The following is a 24,666-nucleotide window of genomic DNA, read 5'->3' as shown; positions in this document are numbered from 1 at the left end:
TTAGGCGACCTGTTGGATGCAGTCTGGAGCGTCGTGAGTGGGGCTATTGACAGCGCGATCGACTGGATAGATCTTCAGGTCGCTTGAGTATGGATCGAGCAGCGATCGTAACTCGTCGGTTTGAGTCACGCGGGGATCGAGCCAGCGATCGTACTCGTCTGGATCGAGAATCACGGGCATTCGATGATGGATTGTTGCTGAGCTTGAATTGGCATCGGTTGTAATGATCGTACAGGTTTCGAGAACCTCACCGCCCGCCGCACCTCGCTGCTCCCACAGTCCAGCAAAGGCAAACGGTTTATGGCTTTCTAATTGAAAATAAAATGGCTGCTTCTGACCTGATTGTGTTTTCCACTCGTAGAAGCCATCCGCTAAGATCAGGCAGCGTCGCCGCCGAAAGGCATCGCGAAAGGCCGGTTTCTCAGCGATCGTTTCTGCTCGGGCGTTGATCAGTTTTGACCCAATAGATTCGTCTTTGGCCCAAGACGGGATCAAGCCCCAACGCAATGTTTTGAACGTCCGATCCTGCTGTAGGATTTGAACGATCGCGGGAATCGTTTGCGTCGGCGCAATGTTGTAGCGAGGCTGCCAATCTGGAACTGCGCTGAGTTGAAAGGTTTCTGCAATACTTTCAGCCGACTGGGCTAGAGAAAATCGACCGCACATACTGATTCGCGTGGTGAGTAATTTACGTAATCTGCAACCATAAAATCTGATAAAAAGCTTGGCAGTCCTTCAGAACTGCCAAGCTTTATTGAATTCTTCTCGTTCACAATCTATACAAGTCGGGCGATCGCTTTAACACCAATTCTTTGGCATCACTCTTTCACGCCTTTACTCTTTCACGCCTTTAAAGTCAGCCTCTTGAGTTTTAGCGTGGAAGGCAACGTTTTGTGCAACGTTATAAGCTTGGGGAGGAGTATCAGTGCGGGAATCGGAAATACCTTCGGTCGGCCCTGCGATCGCTTTCCATGCTTCTAGTCCGCCTCTAAGTTCTGCCACGCTGTTGAAGCCAGCCTGACGCAATTGAGACGCTGCTTCAGACGTTTCTGCATCATTTGCGCCGTATATATAAAGATCACGCTGGGACTCAAAGTTATTTTTTGCCAAGTCCACGAGTTCGTTCATCGGGAACTCCATCGCGCCCAAAATATGGCTGTCATTGTAAGCGTCGCGAGGACGAACATCTAAAATCGTGAGTGCAGGTTCACCCCACTCTAAGCGGGACTTTAAATCGTGTACTGAAGATTCTTTTTTAAGATCAGGAGGCGTCGGAGTAACGTTAGGCAGCGCGTCCTTGGCTTTTTGAATCAGATCTTGTGGATTTTCCATAAAAATAAATTCCCAGTAAAGATAACTTAAGACTCACAGTTCACACTCAAGCTGCGAACTACGAGCAATGTTCGATGAATCTCCTATCGGTTTTTCACCTATTGAAACTTTAAGGGGGACAGAGAATATGACAATCTTTCTAAGGTAGGAAGGCAGGGATCGTCTAAAGATATAAATATTCAGGAATAATTCATTCGTACTGAGAGTTTCTGAGGAAAGATAAATCTGGGTTGGCAGCGGATTAAAGAACGTATGAAGAGGATGTAACAGATGGATCTGTCGTTCGTTCATCTGCTTCATCGGCGATCGTGCCTCCGCTGCCAGTATTCTTCTCGGACATTCTCTAGAGGATTTGAAGCTGTTACAGGCGATCACAACCACTCTCTAGCACTGAGTAGCAGCTTATTCCACGCTTTGAGTTCTCCAGGGTGAGGGATCGATGGATTGACCCTGAACGTACAATCCCCAGTGGAGGTGAGGCCCTGTCGCTGCGCCAGTGCCACCCAGCGCACCGATTGTTTGTCCGGCTCGAACGAGATCTCCTTCTTTGACGTTGATTTTGCTCATGTGCAGGAATATGCTTTCAACGCCTTGCCCATGATCGATGCCAACGCAGTTCCCGTGAATTTTGAAACCTTGCGATTCTCGACCAATTAACATCACCCGTCCTGCTGCTGGGGCAACGATCGCAGAGCCGTAGTTGCCTGCATAATCCACGCCTCGATGATAATAATCTTTGGCAAAAACACCGTTATAGTAGCGTCGCAAGCCATATCCGGTCGTTACTTCCCCCACATTAGGACGGGCAAACTTGCCGTTCCAAAACTTCTGCGGACTGACGATCGCTTTGAAGGCATCGACGCGATCGAACTCTAAGTCTGTGCCATCCCCATCTTTGCCGGGGGGAAGCCAAATTCGCTGAGTTGGAAATGAGCGATTCCGTAACTTCACGTTTAGTGTTTGAACGTCGCTACCTGCGTTCACTTTAAGAGCGAGGGTTCCCGGACGATCTAATGGGGTCGTCGGCAGCAGGGCGCGATACCGATTGTTGCCAATATCAAACGCTGGATAGGTTTTTGCGCCCATTGTGACTGTCGGAGCCGCGCCTTCAGCTTGCACAACGACCGAAATGGTATCTCCTAGCTGAGGATTACTGGGACTAACTTGCGCCTGCATTGCTTGTGAAGGTTTTGCAAATACGACAAGCGCGATCGCAACACATCCTGCAATCACAACGTTGAGAACAACTGACGATTTGAAGAACGAGAAAATGGATCTGACCTGGTGAGGAACAGGCATGGATTACAAGAACTCCTGATTGAATGCAATTCGATAAACAGTCTACAAGCAATCAGGAGAGGGAAAAACTCTTGCAGAGAGTCTAATGAGCGATTCCCTAAACTTAGCCGCGCGAATTGTTAAGGACTAGTGCAATTTTCTAGTTAACAAACAGATGCAGCCAAAATTGTACTGAAAAAATCCTTTAAACACCCTCAAGGTTTATGCAGCTAAAGAGGGAAGTATTTAGATTGCCGAATCTGGACGAGGCGACTCACTCATGAAACAATTTGTTTTTCCCTCAATCAGTAATGACTGATGCTCCTGTGTCTTTCAATTCACATTGACTAATAGAAGTAGGCAGAGCATGCAATTAAGAGAGTTGAGAGTACTATTACTTTGGATCAGTACAAGCAGCTTGAGTTTAGGACTGAGTTTCGCGTTAGCGGGTTGGCTTGAAGGAGCGTATTATCCTCCGCCTCGCGACTTTGACCTTGCTTCTCCTAGTCTTCTCGGTAGCCTGTTTGCAGGCTTTGTGCTTGGAGTCGTTCAATGGTTACAGCTTAAAGACCAAGGGATGCGAATTCCAATTCGATGGATTCTGGGTACAACACTCGGTATTTATTTAATCGCAACAATTGGATTAATAAACAACAACCTATCTGTATGGGGTAGTTTCAATCAGCCTGATACTTTTAGAGGCTCAATTCAGAGCACTGTCAAAAGTAACGCTGTTAGTGGGCTGCTAGGAGGTGCAATTCTAGGCGGGATTCAAGGATGGACGCTTCGTACCCGTGTGGTTTGGTGTCTGACAAACGCTTACGCTTGGTCAATGGGTTGGGGTGCGGGTCGGGGTGGAGCTTATTTTATAGACTCTTGGGGTTATTGGAGACTCAAAAATCTCTCCACACCTATGCAACTGGCAATTCACCTAGGAATTGTAGGAATCATTTCAGGACTAATTAGTAGCTTTGTCACAGGGATTATTCTTCTAAGATTAATCCGATATAGCCGTGTTGGGTGAGCAATCTGAATTAGGAGATCCGGGATCGGTTAGTTTATCAATCGTGCGATCGTGATTGTTTGTCTAAATCAATCGCGCAATTCTTCTGAGACAAAATCAGTTCATCCGCGCGGCAGGAATAGCAGTTAGGATCGCTCGGTTGTACTTTGATGTACAGACGATCGCAGTTAGTTCACACAGGTTGCATCTCAATGTATAAGCGTGTGAACTAAGATCACACGGGTTACAACTCAATGTACAGGCGATCGCAGTTAGATCACACAGGTTGCAACTAGGTTTACAAGCGTGTGATCTTAGTTCACACAGGTTGCAACTGAATGTACAGGCGATCGCAGCTAGATCACACAGGTTGCAACTAAGTACGAGAGGCGACGCAGCCAAAAGCAAGTGATTCCATAGCGTTAAGGTTCTCTGCATGAGTCCTATCCTGTAAAGTAAAGGCGTTGTGGTTAGAGAACTGTGATGGTGCGGAACCTTTTATTAGTGCTGATTGTAGGGTTGTGTTGGTTGGGACTTCCGAGTGTTGCTTATGCCGATGCTCCAGTGTATGAACAACGTACCCAACACAATTCGGATGGAATCGGCAAGATTTACATGGGGCGCGAGATCGCTCATGTGATGGGCTATGAAGGAGCCGGATGGTTAGAGCGATCAGGGCGAGACGCTGAAGAACAACCGCAAAAAGTGATCGCCGCCCTGAGTTTGAAGCCGAGCGATGTTGTTGCCGATATTGGCGCTGGAACCGGATACTTTAGCTTCCGGATTGCATCCACCCTGCCTCAAGGCAAAGTCTATGCCGTGGATGTTCAACCCGAAATGATTGAGATTTTGAATGCGTTCAAAGCAGAGAAACAAATTTCCAATGTTGAACCGATTTTAAGCAGTGTCACCAGTCCGAATCTGCCAGAGAACAGTGTTGATGTGGTATTGATGGTGGATGTCTATCACGAGTTGGAGTATCCACGAGAAATGATGAGCGCGATCGCGCAATCTGTCAAACCCGGCGGACGCATTGTACTGGTCGAATATCGCGGCGAAAACCCATTTGTGATGATCAAACCCTTACACAAAATGACGCAAAAACAGGTCAAGAAAGAACTGCGATTAGCGCAGGGCGCAACTCCGAAGGAATCGTTGGGCTTAACCTACATAGAAACGATCAATAGCTTGCCTCAACAACACGTGATGATTTTTCAGAAAGGTGTGGTTTAGGCGAAGGTTTCCCAGGTTTTCACCCACTGTTGAGCTTCGATCGTGCCTTCCGTTGGAAATTGCTCCAAAAATTCTTTATCGGAGGCGGGATTGTAAGGCCCTTCTTTAATCTCCAGCATCACCGTATCGGGTTCTAACGCAATTAGCGTGTGATAGGTTCCTTCGGCTAACTCAATGCCGCGAGTTTCGCCATTGGCGGTGATTCGCTCAGTTTGCAGCACCTCGCCTTGTTCGTTTAGAATCAGCAGCGCGATCGCCCCTTGTAGCACCAAAAAAAACTCAAAGCCGTTCACATTAGGGGCGCGGCGATGGCGATGAGGCCGCACATAAGTTCCGGGTTGCAGGACGTTGAGAAAACGCTGCACCCGCTCGTCTAATTCGTGAAAGTTGTAGTTTTGGCGCTGGCGGGAACTCGTGCGAGACTGAGATGCGATCGTCGTGAGCAGGTCTTGGGTGAGGCGCTTAATCGGTAATTCCACACGTTGTTGGTTAAAGATACTTTTCTAATAGTAAGTTCAGCTTTTCTTTAGCGGCGTCAGGAATTTTATCCAACGGCGTAAGGATCGCATACTTTAACGCCGAGTGCGCCTCGGACGGAGGTGGATTCTGGGTCAACCGTCGCACCGTCTCTTGGATTACTTTTTGAGCATTGGTCGCATTGCGCCGAAGATTGCCAATCACCATCTCAACCGTGACGCTATCGTGATCGGAATGCCAACAGTCGTAGTCTGTGACTAACGCCAGTGTTGCGTAGGCAATTTCAGCTTCACGAGCAAGTTTGGCTTCGGGTAAATTGGTCATGCCGATTACCGTCGCGCCCCAACTCCGATGCAAATTTGATTCTGCTTTAGTCGAGAAGGCAGGGCCTTCCATACAGACATACGTTCCACCGCGATGCAGCGTCACATCGGTGAGATTGAGACTCGCGATCGCGTCCCCCAGCACCTTCGCTAGATTGAGACAAACCGGATCGCCAAAGGCAACGTGCGCCACAACTCCTTCTCCAAAGAAAGTAGAAATACGGTTTTTGGTGCGATCGATAAACTGATCGGGGAGTACCATGTCAAGCGGCTTCGCTTCTTCTTTCAGCGATCCCACTGCCGACGCTGAAATCAAATACTGGACGCCCAGACTCTTCATCGCATAGATGTTTGCCCGGAACGGAAGCTCAGACGGCAACAGATGGTGATTTCGACCATGCCGCGCTAGAAATGCAACTCGCGTTTCGTCCAATGTTCCTAAAATCAAAGCATCCGACGGATCACCAAACGGCGTTTTAACACGCACTTCCTCTACGTCTTTCAAGGCATCCATCGTGTAGAGACCGCTACCGCCAATGATGCCGATTTTTGCTTGAGACATAAGCGGAATGAGGATTAGAAGTGATCAGAGTTTATTCTACTGTGTTTGTGGGGTCTGAATCTTGATGTCATCACCAAACAAGGCAAATATATTCAATAAAGGAGAAATATGTCATATATAAACAGTTGGTAAGCACTAATGAGTAGGCTTGAGGTCATTTCTAGAGAAAGATTACGAGCTTGTTCTAATCAGGAAATAAACCTCTTTGAGTCAAGTTCAAGAATTATTTTGCCCTCTGACTTTAAGGATTTTTGTCGCGTCTTTGGAACAGGCAGTTTTGGTGAGTTTGTAGATATTTTTTGTCCGCCTGATGTCGAGTTTTCTAGGGAAATCTCAGATAACTTACGGCAAGCATTAGAAATGCTTCGAGAAACAGACATCCGTTTCGAGTCTAGAGCAGCAGATGACGTTCTAGAGAATGCTCTCATTTTCGGTGCTGATCAGACCCAAGATTACTTTCTGTGGGATTTAAGAGCATATAGTCTTGAGGATGATAGCTACGATATTTATTTTGTAAAAGTGAATTCGCCGAAGGCTTACTTAGTTGGTCGAAGTTTTTCTGAATTTGTAACAGAGTATTGCTTGGGAGAAAGAGCATTTGATGTACTCCCTGAATCTCTTCATCCTTCGAAAGATGGCATTCAGCAAACTTTTACCGCTGAGGGGTTAGCATAACTACCCTGAGTAGTTTTACGACATAGTGAGGCTTTGTTGCATGACTTATTTGAGAACGGAAAGCTACTGAACTGAAAGCCACTGATAAGATGAAGTGGAGACTTACCGAGCTAATCCGATGCCTGCTGAAACCTCTTCCCGTTACGTCACCCGAACTTCTGAAATTTTGAGTGGAGAGCCAATTATCACAGGCACTCGGACATCTGTGCGAGCCATCGTGAGTCTGTGGAGGTTGGGCATTCCGCCAGAAGAAATTCTCAATCATTTGCCTCATCTAACCCTAGCGCAAGTATTTGACGCCTTGAGCTTCTACTTAGATCATCAGGCAGAGATTAATGAATACATCGAGCGAAACCAAGTGCCCGATGAATGGGTACACTCATCGGTCAAGGCTGTATTGGGTGCATCGTGACAATTTTTGCTTCACTCTACACGGATGAGGACATGTCGGCATTAGTCGCCACACTGTTGCGATCGCGCGGGTTGAATGTCGCAACTGTTCCTGAACAAGCAGCCCTCGGTAAAACTGACCGTGAACAACTTGAATTCGCCGCTTCTGTAGGTAGATGTATTTTGACTCATAACCGTGTCGATTTTGAGCGGTTGCATCTTCAGTACATGAAGGAGAATAGACAACATGCTGGAATTATTGTTGTGCCTCAAAGAAGCGCTTACGAGGTAGCACAACGGATTGGCATTTTAGTGAATTCGCTGATGGCGGATGAGATTAGGAATCAGTTGCTGTATGCATAAACTTCTTAGATGAGAGAAACGCCTGTCGCTGCTGTTATTACTCAATTTAAGGCTTTGGATGCGCTGCCTTCAGTAACCAAACTCCGGTGTACGTCATTCCAGAATCATCTGGCTGAACGAGCAGAAAATGCAGCCCTCCACTCACGTGTTTACGCTGTTCGTACTGCTCCGCCGCCGATCGCACCTCTGGGTCATCAAACGTGTTGAGAATCCAGCGATCGCGCTCTCCGGCTTCTAGAATTAGTCCGTCGGGCGCACCGGCAATGTAATTGAGAGAAACAGGCTGGGAATCTTGCAGCCATTGAGCGAGTTGCCGCGATCGCCGTCCCCCATCAAACACAACTCCTGGAATAGGCAGCGTTGAGGCTAACCCAAGGTTTAGAGGTTGTAATTCGTGGGGTAGGTTTAAAAACGGAATGAGGCGATCGCGGAAGGCATCAACGACATCACCCGCTGGGAGCGACGCAAATCGCCAGCTATCGCCTCTAAAAGCATCAGGAATGGGCTGAGGAGGATTTCTCATAGATCATTCGTAACTCGGTTATTCTCATTATCGAACAGAGAGATCGAACGGTGAGCAACCGAGTTACGACGATGAACTAGAAGCTGCTCTGTTGCGGAACTTTTGCCAGCGTTATTTCAAACGCTTTTGTTCCAGGAGCATAGACTTGCGCGACATAATCCGCGATCATCCGATGCGTACTGAAGGCAGGACAGTTCGTTTTCAGTGAGCCTTTCATCATCGCAATCCAGCCGTGAGGGATGCCCTTCTCATCGCGATCGTAGTAGAGTGGCACGATTTCCTCTTCTAACAGCTGATACAGCGACTCGGAATCAATCCGGTCTTGTAGGGCTTGGTCACTGGTGTTGGCATCTTCACCGATCGCCCAACCATTCGTGCCTTTGCCGTTCACATCTTCCTGGTAGCCTTCACACCACCAGCCGTCAAGCACACTGCAATTCAGACCGCCATTAAAGCAGACCTTCTGACCACTGGTTCCAGACGCTTCGAGCGGGCGACGGGGATTGTTCAGCCACACATCAACGCCTTGCACCAACTTCCGCGCCGTATGCATGTCGTAATCTTCGATAAACGCCACGCGATCGTTGACATTGCCATGATTGCGACACCATTCGATAATCCGTTGAATAATCCGCTTGCCTTCTTCGTCTCTAGGGTGTGCCTTACCGGAGAAGATAATTTGCACCGGACGCTCTTTATTGCTAAAAATCCTCAGCGCTCGTTCTGCATCCCGCAGCAGCAAATCACCCCGTTTGTATGGGCTAAAGCGACGGGCAAAGCCGATTGTCAGAATGGTTGGATCGAGGAGTCGGTTGGTTGCCTCAATCGAACCGCCATCTTCGCCACGCTGCTGCCGTGATTGGCGAACCTTGTATCGCGTGTGGGCGATCAGCCGCTCTTTGAGAATTTGATGGCGCTCCCACAATTCTTCATTGGGAATCTGATCGACTTTTGCCCAGGTTTGGGGATCGACAAGTTGAGTTGTCCAATCCTCACCCAGGTATCTGTTGTACAAGTCTTGCATTAAGGGAGCTGCCCATGTTGCCGCATGAACGCCATTCGTGATGTAGCCAATCGGAACGGCATCCTCTGATTTTTCGGGATACATCACTGTCCACATTTTGCGCGAAACCTTGCCGTGCAATTCGCTGACGCCATTCGCAGAGCGACACAGCCGCAACGCCAGAACTGTCATGCCAAACGGTTCCCAGGGATCGCCCAATCGACGAGCACCCAACGCTAAGAACTGCTCACGAGACAACCGGAGCTGATCCCAGTAATTGGCGAAGAACGAATCCATCAGGTCGGCGGAGAATACATCGTGTCCTGCCGGCACGGGTGTGTGCGTGGTGAAGACGCAGCGATCGCGCACCAACTTTTCGATGTCGTAGAACGATTTGCCTGTTTTCTGAATTTCCAGGCGACACACTTCTAATAAGCAGAATGCCGCGTGACCTTCGTTTAAATGATGCACCGATGGCTCGATGCCTAACGTCTGTAATGCCCGCACGCCGCCAATACCCAGCACGATTTCTTGAGCAATGCGCGTCTCTTGGTTGCCGCCATACAGGTGTCCGGTGAGCCAGCGATCGATGGGATCATTATCCTCGCGATCGCTATCGAGTAGATAAAGGCTGACCCGTCCAACCTGCGCTTTCCAGATCTGGATCTTGACCGTCCGGTGGCGAACCTGAATCTCAAATTTGAGGGGCTGCACTCCGCCTTCATCTTTGAGCAGTTCAAGCGGCATCTGCTCAAACGGATTGTTCGTGTAATAGTCTTCTTGCCAGCCGCTTCCATTGAGGCGCTGATGAAAATAACCTTGACGGTAGAGCAATCCGACACCAATCAGCGGCACACCCAAATCGGAAGCAGATTTGAGATGATCCCCAGCCAGAATGCCCAAACCGCCCGAGTAGATCGGCAGCGATTCGTGAATGCCAAACTCAGCACAAAAATAAGCGATCGGGTTTTCAGCCGTGATTTGTGGAGCAACGCGGCTCGACCACGTGCTATCCGATTTCATATAGCGATCGAACTGATCTGCCAGTCCTTCTAGCCGCGCCATGTATTGGGGATCACAGGTCAGTTGCGTCAGACGCTCATAGCTCACGGTTTCTAGCAAAGCGACTGGATTGTGTCCACAGCGCTCCCACTCCTCAGGGCTAATCGTCTGAAACAGCGAGATCATATCTGGTGTCCAACACCACCAGTAGTTGAACGCAATGTCTGCTAGCCGTTTGAGTGACGATGGTAATTTGGCACTCAATCTGTCAACAGGAGCGGCAGTCGTAGTATAAGTCATAGATTAATCTCTGAGCGTTTGCAAAGCGGAGCTTAAATCGTAGAGGTCTGAATAAACATTAGCTTGACCTATTTCCACGAAATTCAAACCCGCCAATATTAGGGGGGCAATTACCTTGATCCCAGTCCGTGCTTAACTTTACGGGATGTCGTGAACTACACGTTTTCGATCAAAAGCGTTCGTGTTTGCATCGTAACCTGTTGATCGACAGAAAAAGTCTATCGATTCTTCAAACACTTTGAAGATTTTCAACTCGATTGATTACGAATTACAAATTTTCCTGGTCTCGATCTTCTTCCTGAACGTGCCGTTCTAGATAGAGATCTACAAACTGCTCGGCGGCAGTGCCATCGAGTGCCCGCAAGGCTTTGATAACTTCAGTGACAGCTTCAGCTAGGGGGTCACTGATCTCGTTCACCCACTGATGAACAGTGGAACGGTTGATTCCCATGGTCACTGCCAAGCGGTTTTGGCTAATGCCGTGGCTAGACAGTACTTGTTTAAGTGCCTTTCCTGCTTTTCCCATGATGTCGATCGTTGCAGAGCTAACCCTGTTGCTAAAAGACGGTAATAGATACTGACGATAATAGGTACTCCGAAGCGTCAAAATTCCCAATTGGTAAAGATGCAGTCTGATCTAAGTACTAGAGGATTCAACTGACTTTGCAATGCAAATCTCTTGGAGCCAAGCGCACAGATTTTTGAATCAGAGCGGTTTTTCCAAGATAATTACGTCGATAATTTTCGCCTTTGAATCTAGAGTGCTTTGACTCTAGAGCGCAGGCTGATTTGCTGCTAAGCCTAATTTGAGGAACTACCCTGCAATTGCCTTAGTTGATTATATATAGCTATATACCGTTCTATCTTGATCTGGGTAAACATTCCTATCCTCCGTACTAGCCATTTGTCTTGACCTAATTGTCTTGACCTAACAGTAATGCAAATCTTCTAAATTGTTCAGCTTTGCGATCGTATAAGGAATTTTCGTCGAAAATTATAACTATAAAAATTCTGCATGCTTCAAGTCATGCGCCATTGAATATGCCATGCAGAACTGACAAAAGAGCGTTTGCCACGGCGTTTAATCTGAAGTTGTTTAATCTAAAGATAGAGGATGTAAACGCTAGGGGTTTGCTCCCTTGACCGTTCACCAATCAAGAGCTGTGACGAGGTGGATAAGATTTTCTCTATGCTTCTCGTCGTTATCTCTACTCTGCCGTTATCTACAAAAGGAAAAGGTCAAAGGTTGTATGTCTTCTACCAGTCTGAGTTCCGTTTCGGCTCATTTATCACGCATTCGCCTAGAGATCCGATCACTCCAGCCCCAGTTGGTGACGTGGCGTAGAACCCTCCACCAGCGTCCAGAACTTGGTTTTACCGAAAAACTAACGGCCGACTTTATCGCCCAAAAGCTTCAAGACTGGGGTATTCCTCACCAAACTGAAATTGCCCAAACGGGAATTGTCGCAACCCTTGAGGGCAACCGTCCTGGTCGCGTGCTGGCGATTCGAGCCGACATGGACGCTTTGCCGGTTCAGGAAGAAAATGATGTGCCCTACAAGTCTCAGCACGACGGCAAAATGCACGCTTGCGGACACGATGGACATGTGACGATCGCGCTCGGCACAGCTTACTATCTCGCCCATCATCGTGATTTTGCAGGGACGGTAAAAATCATCTTTCAGCCCGCAGAAGAAGGTCCGGGCGGAGCGAAACCGATGATTGAGGCTGGCGTCTTAAAGAATCCTGACGTAGACGCGATCGTAGGACTCCACCTGTGGAATAACCTACCTCTGGGCACAGCCGGAGTGAGGGCGGGGGCACTAATGGCAGCCGTAGAAACCTTTCACTGCACCATTTTAGGTAAAGGCGGACATGGCGCGATTCCTCAGCAGACGATCGATTCAATTGTGGTGGCATCCCAAGTAGTAAATGCGCTGCAAACAATCGTGGCGCGCAATATTGACCCGATTGAGTCGGCAGTCGTCACGGTAGGCAAATTCCATGCTGGAACCGCTCTTAATGTGATTGCAGATACGGCCCATTTGAGTGGAACGGTACGCTATTTCAACTCAAATTATGCGGGGTATTTTGAGCGACGGATTGAGCAACTTATTGCTGGAATTTGCCAAAGCCACGGCGCAAACTATGACTTGAGCTATCAGTCGCTCTATCCGCCGGTGATCAATGACGGCGCGATCGCGAATCTGGTTCGGTCGGTTGCAGAAACTGTGATTGAGTCACCGCTCGGTGTTGTCCCCAATTGTCAAACCATGGGCGGCGAAGACATGTCATTTTTCTTGCAAGAAATCCCAGGCTGCTATTTCTTTTTGGGGTCTGCCAACGCTCAGAAGGGGCTCGACTTTCCTCACCACCACCCCCGGTTCGACTTCGATGAAACGGCATTGGGCATGGGGGTTGAGATGTTTGTGCGCTGCGTTGAGCGGTTTTGCCAGTAAGAGGATTGATTGGTAGCGGATGTAGCCGAAACGACTGAATCTATGACAGTTCCGTCTAGGTTGCGATCGCGCAAGTTGACTTGATGTAGTAGAGGAACAGTAGAAGGATTAATTCCGATTGCGCAATTGGCGTTGCCTCCAATTTGCCAATTTGGAGAGTTCCATTTCTAGCTCCCTCAAGCTTGAAGAATCGAGGGGACGAGTGCGTGAATCCTACATCCGCTACATCCGTTACAACATCTGCTGCCAACTGGATGCCTGTATTAGTTCTGAGGAAACCCTATTCCATTCATAAAGTTTCTATGAAGAAAGGCGATCTCTTTATATAGGCAGATTATTTCATCCTGAAATCTACGTAGAGAAGTGTACTAGCTGGATGTCCCTCCCTCGCTAGGACTACGATGTTAGAGCTAGTTCCCTCAATCTTGGCATTGCAATCTGTTCAAGATGCCCAACTTGCCAACGACAAGCCTGTAGAAGCGATCGCGGTTACTCAGCAGAAAGCGCCGCTTCCTCAGGCAAACCCAAAGGTAGATCCAACGCCTGCGATCGCGATTCCGGAATCGATCTCAGTTCCATTAATCTCTGCGAGTCCTATTCCGATTCAGACTCCAGTCATTATCTCGACGCCTGCCCCTCGTACAGTTCCTGCAACGCCTTCTAGAACTTTGCCCCCTTCTCAAGCCGCTGCCCCGAAACCCATTTCTAAAGCACCAAATACCTCTCAAGCCGCCGCCCCGAAACCCGTCTTTAAAGCACAGGCTACTTCGCTTAGCCGTTCTCAAACGGTGAAATCGATATCGTCATCAAAAGGGATAGTTTCGACAAAAGTAGCAACTACGACTTCAACTCCTTCATCTACGCCTAAAAAAATATCCTCCTCGAAAGACATTATTGTTCCTACTCAAACCGTTTTACCTGTTTCCGTCGAACCAGTGATCCTCAAGACCCAACCTGCAACTGAAGTTCAGCCGAAGAAGGAGGTAAAGAATCAGCGGATTGCGGTTGAGAAGCTCTTAAACAAGTCAACTGCTGAGAGAGCCACGCCAGCTACTCCTGATGCGGGTCAACAAAATTTAGGTCAGCAAATCGATCAAAAGAATTTGGATCAACCGAAAAACTCACAAGAGCAGTCCGCTCAGCGACTTGCGAACCCGGCACTTGTGCAGCAACAAAAGCTGCTAGAACAGCGGTTAGCCGAGATTGTGGTGAAAGACAAGGCTGCGAAACAAGCAAAGCGGCAAGAAGCCCTGATTGCTCGTGCCTACCAATTTGCCGCTCGACAGCAATTTGAGCAAGCCAGAAAAACTCTACAAGACCCGGAAATTGCTTCTGAGGTGCGATCGCAGGTGTTAGAAACGATTGGCTCGATGCAAGCCACGAGTCCGCTTTCTAAACCAACGCAGGTTGCTAAAGCTCCAGTTATTGTCAAACCCGCTCAAGCTAAACTGCCTCAAGCCAAATCCTCTCAAGCTAAACCTCATGTCGTTCAGACCGTTGCTCAGGCTCCTGTGATCACTCAAATTCCAGTGGCGGTTCCAGAGATTGACCGAGTTCCGATCATCGTTCAATCGAGAAATCTGCCTCAGAGTCCAGTGAAGTCGAAGCAATCTCTCTTTAGAAACGAGCCGAAGACACCGCAATTAACCCCGCCAAACTCCAAAGCAGTTCGCTTCGATAAGTTTGTTGGGTCGAGTGATGGTGATTATGCCGTTGTCAATCCGTCCTCAACGAATCCGTCCTCAACGAATCTAGCGTACAACCCTAATCTTCCTAAGTCTGGTCAGATCAGCGATCCCGCAGGTGAAGTCGTGTATCCTCTACCTGCCCCTGTTCCAGTCACATCGAGCTACGGTTGGCGCACTCATCCTGTCACGCGGGTCAAGCGATTTCATTCTGGCATCGATCTGGGCGCAGCGCAGGGCACTCCGATTCTGGCGACCCGTCAAGGAAAAGTTGCCATTGCCGATCGGTTAGGCGGATATGGACTAGCGATCGTGGTGGAACACCAAAACGGCAAGCAAGACACGATGTATGCTCATCTTTCCGAGATTTTTGTGAACCCTGGACAAAAGGTAGAACCGGGCGCGGTGATTGGACGGGTTGGTAGCACTGGCGTTTCGACAGGCCCGCATCTTCACTATGAAGCGCGGCAGCGAAATGGCTCAACGTGGGTGACGGTCGATCCTAGCCCTCAGTTAGAGTCTGCGAAGGTGCGGTTGATGCGAGCCAATTCGTAAGGGTGCGATCGGCTTTACCAAGCTCCGTTTGAGTTGGCTCCGCGAAGTCTGTTGGATTGCTTTCAAGTAACACCTTTCAAGCACTAATGGATTTCGCGGCTCGAACGCAGGTCTGCAAATTTGCATCGGTCTTAATCGCATCAGGATGAATATGAGTCGAACTGACGCGATAACCCCAGTCTTGCAAAATTTGCGTCAGCGAGGCTCGTTTCGGAATATCGATCTGGCCGCGCCGCCCAATTTCACCTAACAGATAAAAGTAAGGCGGCAGATCTGTTTCGGTCTGCATCAGCCGCATCAGTCGAGCTTGCGACTTCCAATTCCAAGCTTCGGCAAGGGCAATGCAGGCTTGGAGATACTCCACATCGTGCAGTTGACCCAGCCAAATCGGGCCTGTGACTACCATCGGTTGAGCATCGTGAGGACATACCGCTCGTCCTAACTCTCGCCATGCGATCGCGCGGTAGTTGCCGCAGTGATGGCAGTATCCTAAGTAGCCGTAATTTTGGGGCGTTAGGCACGATCGCGCTACCAAGCGCACCATGCCTCGATAGATTTGTCCTTTAAAGAACGAAAAAATGGGTTCCACTCCAAAGCCGTTGGTCGCGGCGAGTTGTTGAACGTGACCAATTAGGAGCCTCAATCCTTGTTCGTGTCCTGCTGGGTGGACGCGCACATACGCTCCATAATCAGATAAGCAGTTTTGAGGAGCATGTCCAGTTGCAGTTCGTCCATCGGTGCTGGTGAGATAAAGTAATCCTCCGATCGCGACTGCTCCTAGACTTGCGCTCAAATACGGTGCTGGAGAACCAAAGCAATCTAAATCCACCAAGTCGTAAAAATCTTGGCGGTAGTAGCACCCGAGTAAAAGACGGTTTGCCTCTTGATGAGTGATCTGGTAGCGCGTCGAGGACAGCGTTCCTGTGTGGCTTGGCAATGCCAATTGTGCTAAGTTGTGCTGCAAAACCTCGCCTACATCTGGATTGCCGTCATTTGCCCATACCCAGTCGGCGTGGCTTTCTAAGGCATAGCGGAGGGCACGGATACCGCATCCTGACATTACATCTAGCACTCTTAAACGAGCCTGTCTCTGTCGATAAACCTCAGCCGCTAAGACTCCTAAATCTCTTGAAATAGCGCTCTGCGATCGATAGAACGAGTTGCCGATCTGAATCTCTGCTTTGCCTTCGGTGATGTAATCCTTGACTTGCGATTCGTAATGTTTAATCTCAAAATCCTCCTCATCCGCTCTGAAAAGTAAAGCTGCAATACTCTAGTTACCAAAACTAGAATCAATCTGTGAATAACTTCGCCAGCTACTACGAATACTAAGTTTTTAGTTTTAACAACTGATTGCTACGTCAAATTCAGCAGTTTAATTATTATTTATGACACAACTTCAATCGGTTGTGCTACCGCCGAACACCTAGAATATTTACTTAGATTGAAGCAACGAAATATCAAAAAAAAAGTCCATTAATTTAATTTTGGATACTATGGTTCCAGTGCATTTGGTGGGAGCAATTAAAACAATATCTCCTACTTCAGCTAGAGACGATTCTCCCCCCAGGGCACTAACATAGACGGCTAGGCATAACGCGTTGCTAAAGCTTATCAAGTATAAGGCAACACGGGTTTAGCTCCCCCGTTCTCATAGGACACTTTAGTTCTCTCGATGAAAACGCATATGGAGTCGCAGTCGAAAGTTAAAATTTTGCTCGTGGACGATCAGCCAGAAAACCTTCTTGCTTTAGAAGCCATTTTAGAGCATTTAGATGTGATTTTGGTTCGAGCAAGATCGGGAGAAGAGGTACTGCGATCGCTCCTGCATCAAGAGTTTGCCGTCATTCTCATGGATGTGCAGATGCCTGGGATCGATGGGCTTGAAACCGCTGAACTGATTCGTCGTCGCCCTAAATCGCGTCAAACCCCCATTATTTTTCTGACGGCACTCAATAGCGACCAGAAAATGTTTCAGGGCTACGCTTGCGGTGCGGTCGATTATCTTCAAAAACCAGTTGACCCTTCCGTTCTTCTCTCCAAAGTCGCTGTTTTCGTCGATCTGTTCAAAAAATCTGAGGCATTGAAGCATCAAGCGGCCCAACTGATCGCGGTCAACACCGAATTGCGGAGGAGTGAAGAACGCTTTCGCTCGTTGAGTACCTGTTCGCCCGTCGGCATCTTTGTCACCGATCCCGAGGGACACTGCACGTATACTAATCCGCGATGTCAGGCGATTTGCTGTCTCTCGATTGGAGAACGCATCGATACGTCCTGGCTTCAGTCTGTTCATCCGAGCGATCGCGATCGCGCCATTTCAAGCTGGCAAGCTCATCTAAACGATGGCGGCGAGTACTCCGATGAGTTTCGGGTTGAGTTGGCGTATGGCACGATCGGCTGGGTACATGTTAGCTCGGCTCCCATGCTATCAGCGGAGGGTCAACTCCTCGGCTATGTCGGAACGCTAGAAGATATCACTGCCCGTAAGCAAGCTGAACTTGCCCGGGTTCAGATGGTACAAGAGCAACTCGCGCGTCAGGAGGCAGAATCTTCTAACCGCTTAAAAGATGAATTTCTAGCAATTCTCTCTCACGAGTTGCGGACTCCTCTTAATGCTGTGCTGGGCTGGTCGCGCCTCTTACGATCGCGCTCCTTTGATGCGGAAGCCCGCGATCGCGCCTTAGAAACCATTGAGCGCAATGCCGCCGCTCAAGCCAGCATGGTCGAGGAAATTTTAGATATCTCTAAAATTATTCAAGGAAAACTCCACCTCAAATTTGGGCTAGTTAATTTAGAAGCGATTATCAGTAACGCTCTGCAAGCGGTTCGTCCATCAGCAGAGGCAAAATCGATCCAGTTAACCGCTGTGTTAGATACGCCAGGAGGTCAAGTGTGGGGCGATCCGGCACGGTTGCAGCAAGTGATTGGCAATTTACTCTCAAACGCGATCAAATTTACGCCTGAATCGGGGAAAGTAGAGATTCGCCTTAAGCGTCAGCCCGACTCTATGCCTCTTAATTTGCAAAATTCAATTCGCCCTCCGTCTCTGGTTCCTCGAACCTCAGAACATGTTCAAATTCAGGTTGTGGATACGGGCATTGGCATTAGCTCAGAGTTTTTGCCGATTATTTTCGATCAATTTCGCCAGGTCGATAGTAGTATGACTCGCCAATTTGGGGGGTTAGGGTTAGGGCTTGCGATCGTGCGTCATTTGGTGGAACTGAATGGGGGTCAGGTCGAGGCGACGAGTGCAGGTGAAGGGCAAGGCGCAACATTCACCGTCAGCCTGCCGATTTGGAAAGAAGATGTAGAGGCGATGAGACTAGCTAAAGTTTGCAGTTCTGATCTCGGGTTAGAGAGTGCAGACTGTGTGAGTCGGACTATGTGAGTCGGGCTATGTGAGTCAGGCTGTGTAACGCGATGTAGAGTATCAATACGGTAGGACTTACGCAAAGGTTTCTCGTTGGCAGCAGATCAGATAACGGATGACGACCGGATTAGTCTCAGCAGGGCTGCTACTTGCGAAGCCTTCCCGGAGGCATCTGTTATCCCTGTAGACGAGGCTTGTTCTGAAGGAAGCCCAATCCGCTTCTGGTATGAATTTTCGGTTTAGGGCGCATACCGTTAGGTAGACGTTAGCTATATTTACGTCGCAGTAGAATTCTTACCACGGTGTATGAGGGTCAAGCATTGCGACAAGGTTTAGAATCCACTCAGAAATATTCTGAGTCCATCAGTTTAGAGAATCCTGAGCTTCAACTGTTTGTGCGCCCCGATTTAGGAGGGCGGATCGATCAAGTGCACGATAAGAAAACAGGGCAGAATTGGCTTTGGCATCCGCCCGATTATGACGAGTCGCATAGAACCCTACCCCTTGGAGCCTCCTTTGATGAGAATTGGACTGGCGGTTGGGACGAGATATTTCCAAACGATGTGGAAGGCGAATTTCGGGAATATCAACTAATCGATCATGGTGAGTTTTGGTCGCAGGCTTGGGCTGTAAAATCGCATATGCCTTTTGACTTGCATCTTGAGCTGATGTGTCAGACGGTTCCGGTACACGTCAAAAAAAGGATTCAACTTCACCCAACAAAGCCAGAATTTACCCTGACCTACAGCTTTCAAAATCAGTCAGATCAAGAGATTCCGTTTTTGTTTAAGCACCATGCCGCGATCGCGATTGAACCCGACGACGAAATTCTGCTGCCGAATTGTCTAATCGAACCTGTAGTTCTCGACTTTAGCCGCATCATTGGACGCGACGGCAAAACTCAGTTTCCAACAGCCTTAGATGCAAACGGAAACGAAGTGAATGTGCAGCACACCCAAGCGCGATCGTCGCAGCTTCAAGAATTCTTTTACAGTTCAGAATTAGCCGTGGGTGAATGTGGCATTTCTAAGCCACGATTGGAGAACGGCACAACTCCGCTGAGATCGACACTGAAATTCCGATTTGACACAGCCGATTTTCCTTACGTTTGGGTGTTTCAAAGCTATGGCGGTTGGTGCGATCGCTATGTATTAATTTTAGAGCCATGCACGACCATGCCTTATGACTTAGAAACCGCTTGTCAACAGGGAACCGCTGCGATACTTCAACCCCACGAAACCCAAACTCGAACCTTAACGGTGCGATTGGAGTGACTACAATTTAATCGGTTTTTCAGCAGTGAAAAAATTTAGTGCCTCTCTTTGGCATGGAGAGAGGCGCTGGAGATGAGGACAAATGTAATGTGGTAATCATTCAATGATCACCATCCGATTAATGGGATTCGTATCGGGCAATCAACCATAGCGCAAATCGCTCCAATAACACCAAAGTTGCTGTAATTGCCAACGCTAAGCCAAACAGCACTAAGTTACTTTCGTTCCCTGCTTTAAGTGCGAAACTTAAAGACGTGGATACGGCTGGAGGATGCATAATATCAAACACAATCATTAACACAATCATTGTGACCATTGAAATGCCACCGGACAAGTAGCCATCACCAAAGATGAGATGGGTGATAAACCCAATCGTGGCGGCCAACATTTGAGCTAAGGTTAACGTTCGGACTTGATTGGTGCCATGCTGGGGATCAAGATAGATTAGAAATGCGCTAGAAGCAAGCGATGCAAATAAAAGACGTTGACGGCTCAATACTTCTACCAATGCTAGAACAATCAGTACCGTGATCGTTGGAACTGTCGCTAACATCAGTTCTCCTTTGCGATCTAACCGGCGTCTTATCGTGCGATTTGCACCTTCTATTGACTTTAAGCTAGAACGACGACGACGACCCATTATTCTGCCTCCGGTGAAGAACGTTCAGAGGCTCGCTTCCGCTCTCCCTGCTGAATCTCACGCTCTAGAAAATAGTTGAGCAGAGTCCGAAGGAGTACGATCGCGCCTAAATTCAAAATATCCTGTCGAGTGGGTGCAACGGCAGTTCTAAGAATGTCACTGGCAACGCTAAACTCCAACCCTAAAGCCAAAACTCGCCCAAGCTGTAGCCGAATTACCTCTGTCGAATCCAGCGAATGCCGATGTGAAAACGCTTGACGGAAATAAGCAATAATTCCTCGAATAACAGCGACTCCGATCACTAAAGCTGCTGCAATTTCTGCGCCACCCGCTAAGTAACCTACAATCACCCTCAGCCACTCCTCTAGTTGAGTATCTGGTGCCTCTTGATTTAGTTGGCCCGCATCTAAACTAAGCAGCAATGCTAAACCTAAAATCAACGCTAAAGGAAGCAGCAAATTAATGAGGTCATCCCGTGAAGGATCTGGTTTCGCCATACTTGTTTAGTCATAGTTGTGAAGCATCTAAGACTCAAGGATACTGATACTTTAGAAAGACTGGGGTAATGAAGTATCTATCTTGAGCACTGTTGCACTTTTTTGAACGTTGTGGATGCTGCATCATACGTCAGGATAATGGTAATGTAAGCTACCCAACCCTTTCTGGCATCAGAGCTAAATTTATCGCCCATACCTCGTTAGACAGACGTTAGACATATTTATGTCGCAGTAGAATCCTTACCACGGCAGATGGGGGTCAAGCAGTGCGACAAGGTTTAGAATCCACTCAGCAGAATTCTGAGTCGATTAATTTAGAGAATTCTAACCTTCAACGGGTTGTCCGCCCTGATTCAAGAGGGCGAATCGAACAATTGTACGACAAGACAACGGAGCCGGACGCCCTTACTTACAGTTTTCAGAATCAATCGGATCAAGAGATTCCGTTTTTGTTTAAGCACCATGCCGCGATTAGCGCGGAGCGCAACTCCGAAGGAACCGTTTGGAGCTTCGCGAAGCGAATTGCTATCGAACCCAGCGACGAAATTTTGCTGCCAAACTGTCTGATCGAATCTGGAGTTCGTGATTCACGGATTCGTTTGAGTTATGTTCCAGACTTAAGAATTGAAATTCAAGCCTTAGGGAAGCCAGTATCACGGCTTCAAAGCAGGATTCAGCATTCACTGACGTTGAGAACTTGTGTTGGACTTCTCGTTTGCTCTGATGAAGGTGGTGCGTTTAGCCTTCACAAGATTGAGGGTACTGAAGTGCCATCTGATGGAGATGTTGTTCCTCCCCCCTAATCTGTTTCCCTTAATCTGTTTTCACGGTTCGCTTTCTGGAGTGAAAACTGTCTCTTCTTGATTTGATTTCTGAATTTGTACGACCCGTTTGACCATTCGAGATTTTACTTTTGAGGTTTTTCTATGGCGCGATCGCTAACCTGGGGACTCGTTGTCGCCACGTACAACCGCGAGAAAGTTCTCCCAACCTGTCTTAAACTTGCAGTGAAACAAACCCGTCCACCCAGTGAAATTATCGTTGTTGACGCCAGTGATCATTGGGAGGGAACCCGCGATCGCATTTCGACTGAGATTGCAGCCTATCATCCCAACATTCGCTGGACTTATGTTGCTGCCCACACTCGATCTTCAACCCATCAACGAAATCAAGGCATTCACTTAGCCACTGCGGATGTTTTGTTTTTGTTTGATGACGATACCTTCATGTATCCGATGTGTGCCGAAGAAATTATGCGCGTCTATGAGGCAGATCCCGAAGAACGAATAAAGGGTGTGCAGGCGGCTGCGATGGATGTTCCACCTTCAGAACTGGAAATCAATGACACCAAGAAAAAAGTGGGTTGGTCAACGCAACATGTGTCGCGATTGGGTGCGATTCAGAGACTGCTCTGGAAGTATCTGCTTTTAATGGACAGGGAACAGCTTTGGATTCCCTACGAGCAAGACTATCCCGATCGTGAGATTCCAAGGGCGGTTCAGCAATTAAATACTCATCCAGTTCATATCATGGCAGGATATCGCATGACCTTTCGACGCGAAGTGCTTCTAGCTGAACCCTTTGAACCCCTACTGCTGTACTATGCAATGGCTGAAGATGCCGATGTCAGCTATCGAATCTCTCGACATGGAGCTTTGGTTGAGGCAGGCAATGCCAAGGCACATCATTTCAATAGTGGCAGTGGTCGGCTTTCGCGCTACCAAGTCTCTGCTCTTTCTGGCTTGAATCAGGCACTTTTCCTTAGAAAAAATTCTGATCACTTAATCCGCAGTCAGTTGCAATTTTATCAGTTGATCAGCCGACGATTAATTGCAGAGTGGCTTAAAGATGCCCTCAGCCGCCGATGGTCTTTACCGCAGGTTCGAGGACTCTTGACCGCCCTGAGATATTCACTACCAATTTTTACGATGAAAATTGAGCAATTGAGAGCATGGTATCCATCATTGCAGCAAAAACTTCTTCAGAAGTGATAGATTTTCTGGAAGTAATGGAGTATCTATCCTGAGCAACGTCGCGCTTTTTTGAACGTTGTGAATGATGCATTATAAATCAGGATAATGGTTCTGCCACCATTGCACCCACTCCGACCACACTTGATCTAGCAGTTGCGGGTTTGCATTCAATGTCCGAGTCTCGATCGCCATGTTGACCCAGACGCAGCGCAAATCCCGCAATGAAGCTTGACCTAAGAACCACGGGAAAAAGCGCTTTGACAGCACAGGCAGGGTGTTTTGGCGTTGGCGTAACTGGCGATCGCTGACCGACGTTCCACCGTACTGCGTCACGCAAGCACTCCGATGCACTTTGCCAAATTCTTCAAATCGCGCATATTCTCCCGTTGCTGAGTTGAGTACTCTGTAGTCCAGCTTGCGAGAGGCGAGTGTTGAGTCTTCTAGAATAGACGGAACGTGAATGTAAGTGTCCACAAAGTAGCGCATCTCGATCGTTAATGGCGCTCCGTTTTGGATGTATCGATACTGCTGGCCCGCTACCGTTTGAGCATCGACGCTGGTTACGAGAGCAGGTGCAGTTTCTTTCTGAAGCGTCATCGGGTAGCTCTGCACAAACTGCCATTTTTGCAACGGCACTGTTGTTGGAAACGTAAATGTTGGCACGTCCGGCATTTGATTCTTAGGAAAGAAAACGAGCTTTCCTAAAACACCCACGCTCCCTAGTAACGTAGCGGCTAACAGGTAACTGCGGACTTGTTCCCACTGCTTCACGACTCGGCTCCTTCTTGCACATCAGAGCGCTCTGCTTGCTCTAATAGGTAGTAACACACTCCGCCGAGCAACGAAACAGCGATCAGTGAAAAGATGAGTGAGCCATTGCCTAAATGCCAGTAATCAAATGCCTCTCGTTTTGATTGGGCAAATAAAATTGCCATCAGCGCAACACGAATACCGTTAATCACAAAGCCAACAATAATAGCAATGATCGGTAAAATCAATGTCTGAAAACGGCTCAACGGAAAGAGCATCACAAATATGAACGTCAACGTAAGCAGTTGAAAGATTAGACCGATGCCAGAACATCCAGAATAGACTTCTACGGTTCCGGTTGGCATGATCAGATTAACGCCTTGCTGGGTGACAGGATAGCCTGCATACCATAACAGATTGCTGGCAAGATCTGCGGTTGGGCGGGAGATGTCCAGTGCTGCCATCAAACTCGTAGTTGGAATGGCGATAAATCCAAGAATAACCAACTCGCGCCAGTACTGCCGCAGTTGCCCAAAGCCAGATGCCAGTAGCACTAAGCTGATGCCCGAAATAACAGGGGCAAATCGCAAGAATGAGTCGTATCCTGTAGTTGATGCACTCCGAAGCAAAATCCACGCGATCGCAAGGATGCCAACGCTAGTTGCCGCCCGTCCGCTATTAAACTTTCTCCAATCTTGCCGCCAGGCCAAAAACCAAGCTGCCGACCAACACAACACGCTTGGCTCTAATAATTCAGGATGCTCACTCCGCCATACTAGAGTCAAGTGAAGTGTTGTCAGCGCAACGGCGACTCCGAGCAGTAGAAACTTTGCATCTAAAAATTTCACGATCGCTAAATCAACCTAGTTGCCGTCTGGTGAATGACATTACTGAATTCGTTAAGCTGGGCGCGAGTCTCTGCGGATAGAGCTTTTCAGGATGGTTGTGTTGATCTACATCTATCCTTAGAGATAGCGCTGACTTTAACGTGACTTTAGT

General features: G+C 48.2%; 24 protein-coding genes. 11 read left to right on the top strand and 13 right to left on the bottom strand.

Annotation, left to right across the window (positions count from 1 at the left end):
* The 3 genes from AC5JLB_RS12975 to AC5JLB_RS12965 form a co-directional block, all read right to left on the bottom strand.
* Positions 1 to 666 (bottom strand): SOS response-associated peptidase, encoded by a 666-nt coding sequence (locus AC5JLB_RS12975; RefSeq protein ID WP_495874246.1) that lies wholly within the window; start codon positions 664 to 666, stop codon positions 1 to 3.
* Between the two features lie 168 nt (positions 667 to 834).
* Complete coding sequence (locus AC5JLB_RS12970; RefSeq protein ID WP_495874245.1) at positions 835 to 1,332, bottom strand: rhodanese-like domain-containing protein; 498 nt, start codon at positions 1,330 to 1,332, stop codon at positions 835 to 837.
* A 402-nt stretch (positions 1,333 to 1,734) separates the two neighbouring features.
* Positions 1,735 to 2,631 (bottom strand): M23 family metallopeptidase, encoded by an 897-nt coding sequence (locus AC5JLB_RS12965; protein WP_495874244.1) that lies wholly within the window; start codon positions 2,629 to 2,631, stop codon positions 1,735 to 1,737.
* Positions 2,632 to 2,977: 346 nt separating this feature from the next.
* Between AC5JLB_RS12965 and AC5JLB_RS12960 the strand changes: the two genes are divergently transcribed.
* Entirely contained in the window at positions 2,978 to 3,634 is a 657-nt protein-coding gene (locus AC5JLB_RS12960; RefSeq protein ID WP_495874243.1) for a hypothetical protein, read from the top strand.
* A gap of 462 nt (positions 3,635 to 4,096) precedes the next feature.
* The gene (locus tag AC5JLB_RS12955; protein WP_495874242.1) at positions 4,097 to 4,846 is read left to right on the top strand and encodes a class I SAM-dependent methyltransferase; all 750 of its coding nucleotides are present in this window, start codon (positions 4,097 to 4,099) and stop codon (positions 4,844 to 4,846) included.
* Here AC5JLB_RS12955 and AC5JLB_RS12950 read toward each other — a convergent pair.
* Together AC5JLB_RS12950 and AC5JLB_RS12945 are read right to left on the bottom strand one after the other, a co-directional pair.
* On the bottom strand, positions 4,843 to 5,325 hold the full coding sequence (locus AC5JLB_RS12950) for a WbuC family cupin fold metalloprotein (protein WP_495874241.1): 483 nt from the start codon (positions 5,323 to 5,325) through the stop codon (positions 4,843 to 4,845). The genes AC5JLB_RS12955 and AC5JLB_RS12950 overlap by 4 nt on opposite strands.
* Before the next feature lie 10 nt (positions 5,326 to 5,335).
* On the bottom strand, positions 5,336 to 6,208 hold the full coding sequence (locus AC5JLB_RS12945) for an S-methyl-5'-thioadenosine phosphorylase (RefSeq protein ID WP_495874240.1): 873 nt from the start codon (positions 6,206 to 6,208) through the stop codon (positions 5,336 to 5,338).
* 138 nt (positions 6,209 to 6,346) lie between these two features.
* Between AC5JLB_RS12945 and AC5JLB_RS12940 the strand changes: the two genes are divergently transcribed.
* From AC5JLB_RS12940 to AC5JLB_RS12930, 3 genes are all read left to right on the top strand, one after another.
* Positions 6,347 to 6,883, top strand: a complete 537-nt coding sequence (locus tag AC5JLB_RS12940; protein WP_495874239.1) for an SMI1/KNR4 family protein — start codon at positions 6,347 to 6,349, stop codon at positions 6,881 to 6,883.
* Positions 6,884 to 7,001: 118 nt separating this feature from the next.
* A complete protein-coding gene (locus AC5JLB_RS12935) occupies positions 7,002 to 7,295 on the top strand; it encodes a DUF433 domain-containing protein (RefSeq protein ID WP_495874238.1) in 294 nt (97 codons plus the stop codon).
* The gene (locus AC5JLB_RS12930; RefSeq protein ID WP_495874237.1) at positions 7,292 to 7,636 is read left to right on the top strand and encodes a DUF5615 family PIN-like protein; all 345 of its coding nucleotides are present in this window, start codon (positions 7,292 to 7,294) and stop codon (positions 7,634 to 7,636) included. Before AC5JLB_RS12935 ends, AC5JLB_RS12930 begins: the two co-directional genes overlap by 4 nt.
* Positions 7,637 to 7,682: 46 nt before the next feature.
* On the opposite strand, the gene AC5JLB_RS12925 is transcribed toward AC5JLB_RS12930, so the two are convergent.
* From AC5JLB_RS12925 to AC5JLB_RS12915, 3 genes are all read right to left on the bottom strand, one after another.
* Complete coding sequence (locus AC5JLB_RS12925) at positions 7,683 to 8,159, bottom strand: Tab2 family RNA-binding protein (protein ID WP_495874236.1); 477 nt, start codon at positions 8,157 to 8,159, stop codon at positions 7,683 to 7,685.
* A 76-nt stretch (positions 8,160 to 8,235) separates the two neighbouring features.
* Positions 8,236 to 10,464: an alpha-glucan family phosphorylase gene (gene glgP, locus AC5JLB_RS12920; protein ID WP_495874235.1), complete on the bottom strand. Its 2,229-nt coding sequence runs from the start codon at positions 10,462 to 10,464 to the stop codon at positions 8,236 to 8,238.
* A gap of 268 nt (positions 10,465 to 10,732) precedes the next feature.
* Entirely contained in the window at positions 10,733 to 11,071 is a 339-nt protein-coding gene (locus AC5JLB_RS12915; RefSeq protein ID WP_495874234.1) for a helix-turn-helix domain-containing protein, read from the bottom strand.
* Between the two features lie 643 nt (positions 11,072 to 11,714).
* On the opposite strand from AC5JLB_RS12915, the gene AC5JLB_RS12910 reads away from it, so the two are divergent.
* A complete protein-coding gene (locus tag AC5JLB_RS12910) occupies positions 11,715 to 12,923 on the top strand; it encodes a M20 family metallopeptidase (RefSeq protein ID WP_495874233.1) in 1,209 nt (402 codons plus the stop codon).
* Between the two features lie 401 nt (positions 12,924 to 13,324).
* Positions 13,325 to 15,163: a M23 family metallopeptidase gene (locus AC5JLB_RS12905; protein ID WP_495874232.1), complete on the top strand. Its 1,839-nt coding sequence runs from the start codon at positions 13,325 to 13,327 to the stop codon at positions 15,161 to 15,163.
* A 76-nt stretch (positions 15,164 to 15,239) separates the two neighbouring features.
* Here the strand turns inward: AC5JLB_RS12905 and AC5JLB_RS12900 are convergent, their stop codons facing one another.
* Positions 15,240 to 16,331, bottom strand: coding sequence for a class I SAM-dependent methyltransferase (locus AC5JLB_RS12900; RefSeq protein ID WP_495874256.1), 1,092 nt, complete (start codon positions 16,329 to 16,331; stop codon positions 15,240 to 15,242).
* 519 nt (positions 16,332 to 16,850) lie between these two features.
* On the opposite strand from AC5JLB_RS12900, the gene AC5JLB_RS12895 reads away from it, so the two are divergent.
* A complete protein-coding gene (locus tag AC5JLB_RS12895; protein ID WP_495874231.1) occupies positions 16,851 to 18,551 on the top strand; it encodes a sensor histidine kinase in 1,701 nt (566 codons plus the stop codon).
* A gap of 284 nt (positions 18,552 to 18,835) precedes the next feature.
* The gene (locus tag AC5JLB_RS12890; RefSeq protein ID WP_495874230.1) at positions 18,836 to 19,807 is read left to right on the top strand and encodes a DUF4432 family protein; all 972 of its coding nucleotides are present in this window, start codon (positions 18,836 to 18,838) and stop codon (positions 19,805 to 19,807) included.
* Between the two features lie 118 nt (positions 19,808 to 19,925).
* Here AC5JLB_RS12890 and AC5JLB_RS12885 read toward each other — a convergent pair whose 3' ends face one another.
* On the bottom strand, positions 19,926 to 20,447 hold the full coding sequence (locus AC5JLB_RS12885) for an HPP family protein (protein ID WP_495874229.1): 522 nt from the start codon (positions 20,445 to 20,447) through the stop codon (positions 19,926 to 19,928).
* On the bottom strand, positions 20,447 to 20,944 hold the full coding sequence (locus AC5JLB_RS12880) for a DUF1622 domain-containing protein (RefSeq protein WP_495874228.1): 498 nt from the start codon (positions 20,942 to 20,944) through the stop codon (positions 20,447 to 20,449). Before AC5JLB_RS12880 ends, AC5JLB_RS12885 begins: the two co-directional genes overlap by 1 nt.
* A gap of 266 nt (positions 20,945 to 21,210) precedes the next feature.
* Between AC5JLB_RS12880 and AC5JLB_RS12875 the strand changes: the two genes are divergently transcribed.
* Positions 21,211 to 21,747 (top strand): hypothetical protein, encoded by a 537-nt coding sequence (locus AC5JLB_RS12875; protein ID WP_495874227.1) that lies wholly within the window; start codon positions 21,211 to 21,213, stop codon positions 21,745 to 21,747.
* Positions 21,748 to 21,870: 123 nt separating this feature from the next.
* Complete coding sequence (locus AC5JLB_RS12870) at positions 21,871 to 22,935, top strand: glycosyltransferase (protein WP_495874226.1); 1,065 nt, start codon at positions 21,871 to 21,873, stop codon at positions 22,933 to 22,935.
* A gap of 72 nt (positions 22,936 to 23,007) precedes the next feature.
* Here AC5JLB_RS12870 and AC5JLB_RS12865 read toward each other — a convergent pair whose 3' ends face one another.
* Both AC5JLB_RS12865 and crtA read right to left on the bottom strand, forming a co-directional pair.
* Complete coding sequence (locus AC5JLB_RS12865; protein ID WP_495874225.1) at positions 23,008 to 23,688, bottom strand: cyanoexosortase A system-associated protein; 681 nt, start codon at positions 23,686 to 23,688, stop codon at positions 23,008 to 23,010.
* A complete protein-coding gene (gene crtA / locus AC5JLB_RS12860; RefSeq protein ID WP_495874224.1) occupies positions 23,685 to 24,515 on the bottom strand; it encodes a cyanoexosortase A in 831 nt (276 codons plus the stop codon). Before crtA ends, AC5JLB_RS12865 begins: the two co-directional genes overlap by 4 nt.
* Positions 24,516 to 24,666 lie beyond the last annotated feature (151 nt).

This window comes from Myxacorys chilensis (assembly GCF_059505265.1).
Note: the sequence above shows the minus strand (reverse complement) of the source record. Positions and strands in the feature narration are given on the sequence as shown.

What these genes read in the sequence shown, in the direction of transcription:
- AC5JLB_RS12975 (WP_495874246.1), bottom strand. Translation starts at nt 666, where the DNA reads ATGTGCGGTCGATTTTCTCTAGCCCAGTCGGCTGAAAGTATTGCAGAA.
- AC5JLB_RS12970 (WP_495874245.1), bottom strand. Translation starts at nt 1,332, where the DNA reads ATGGAAAATCCACAAGATCTGATTCAAAAAGCCAAGGACGCGCTGCCT.
- AC5JLB_RS12965 (WP_495874244.1), bottom strand. Translation starts at nt 2,631, where the DNA reads ATGCCTGTTCCTCACCAGGTCAGATCCATTTTCTCGTTCTTCAAATCG.
- AC5JLB_RS12960 (WP_495874243.1), top strand. Translation starts at nt 2,978, where the DNA reads ATGCAATTAAGAGAGTTGAGAGTACTATTACTTTGGATCAGTACAAGC.
- AC5JLB_RS12955 (WP_495874242.1), top strand. Translation starts at nt 4,097, where the DNA reads ATGGTGCGGAACCTTTTATTAGTGCTGATTGTAGGGTTGTGTTGGTTG.
- AC5JLB_RS12945 (WP_495874240.1), bottom strand. Translation starts at nt 6,208, where the DNA reads ATGTCTCAAGCAAAAATCGGCATCATTGGCGGTAGCGGTCTCTACACG.
- AC5JLB_RS12940 (WP_495874239.1), top strand. Translation starts at nt 6,347, where the DNA reads ATGAGTAGGCTTGAGGTCATTTCTAGAGAAAGATTACGAGCTTGTTCT.
- AC5JLB_RS12935 (WP_495874238.1), top strand. Translation starts at nt 7,002, where the DNA reads ATGCCTGCTGAAACCTCTTCCCGTTACGTCACCCGAACTTCTGAAATT.
- AC5JLB_RS12925 (WP_495874236.1), bottom strand. Translation starts at nt 8,159, where the DNA reads ATGAGAAATCCTCCTCAGCCCATTCCTGATGCTTTTAGAGGCGATAGC.
- glgP (WP_495874235.1), bottom strand. Translation starts at nt 10,464, where the DNA reads ATGACTTATACTACGACTGCCGCTCCTGTTGACAGATTGAGTGCCAAA.
- AC5JLB_RS12910 (WP_495874233.1), top strand. Translation starts at nt 11,715, where the DNA reads ATGTCTTCTACCAGTCTGAGTTCCGTTTCGGCTCATTTATCACGCATT.
- AC5JLB_RS12905 (WP_495874232.1), top strand. Translation starts at nt 13,325, where the DNA reads ATGTTAGAGCTAGTTCCCTCAATCTTGGCATTGCAATCTGTTCAAGAT.
- AC5JLB_RS12895 (WP_495874231.1), top strand. Translation starts at nt 16,851, where the DNA reads ATGGAGTCGCAGTCGAAAGTTAAAATTTTGCTCGTGGACGATCAGCCA.
- AC5JLB_RS12885 (WP_495874229.1), bottom strand. Translation starts at nt 20,447, where the DNA reads ATGGGTCGTCGTCGTCGTTCTAGCTTAAAGTCAATAGAAGGTGCAAAT.
- AC5JLB_RS12880 (WP_495874228.1), bottom strand. Translation starts at nt 20,944, where the DNA reads ATGGCGAAACCAGATCCTTCACGGGATGACCTCATTAATTTGCTGCTT.
- AC5JLB_RS12870 (WP_495874226.1), top strand. Translation starts at nt 21,871, where the DNA reads ATGGCGCGATCGCTAACCTGGGGACTCGTTGTCGCCACGTACAACCGC.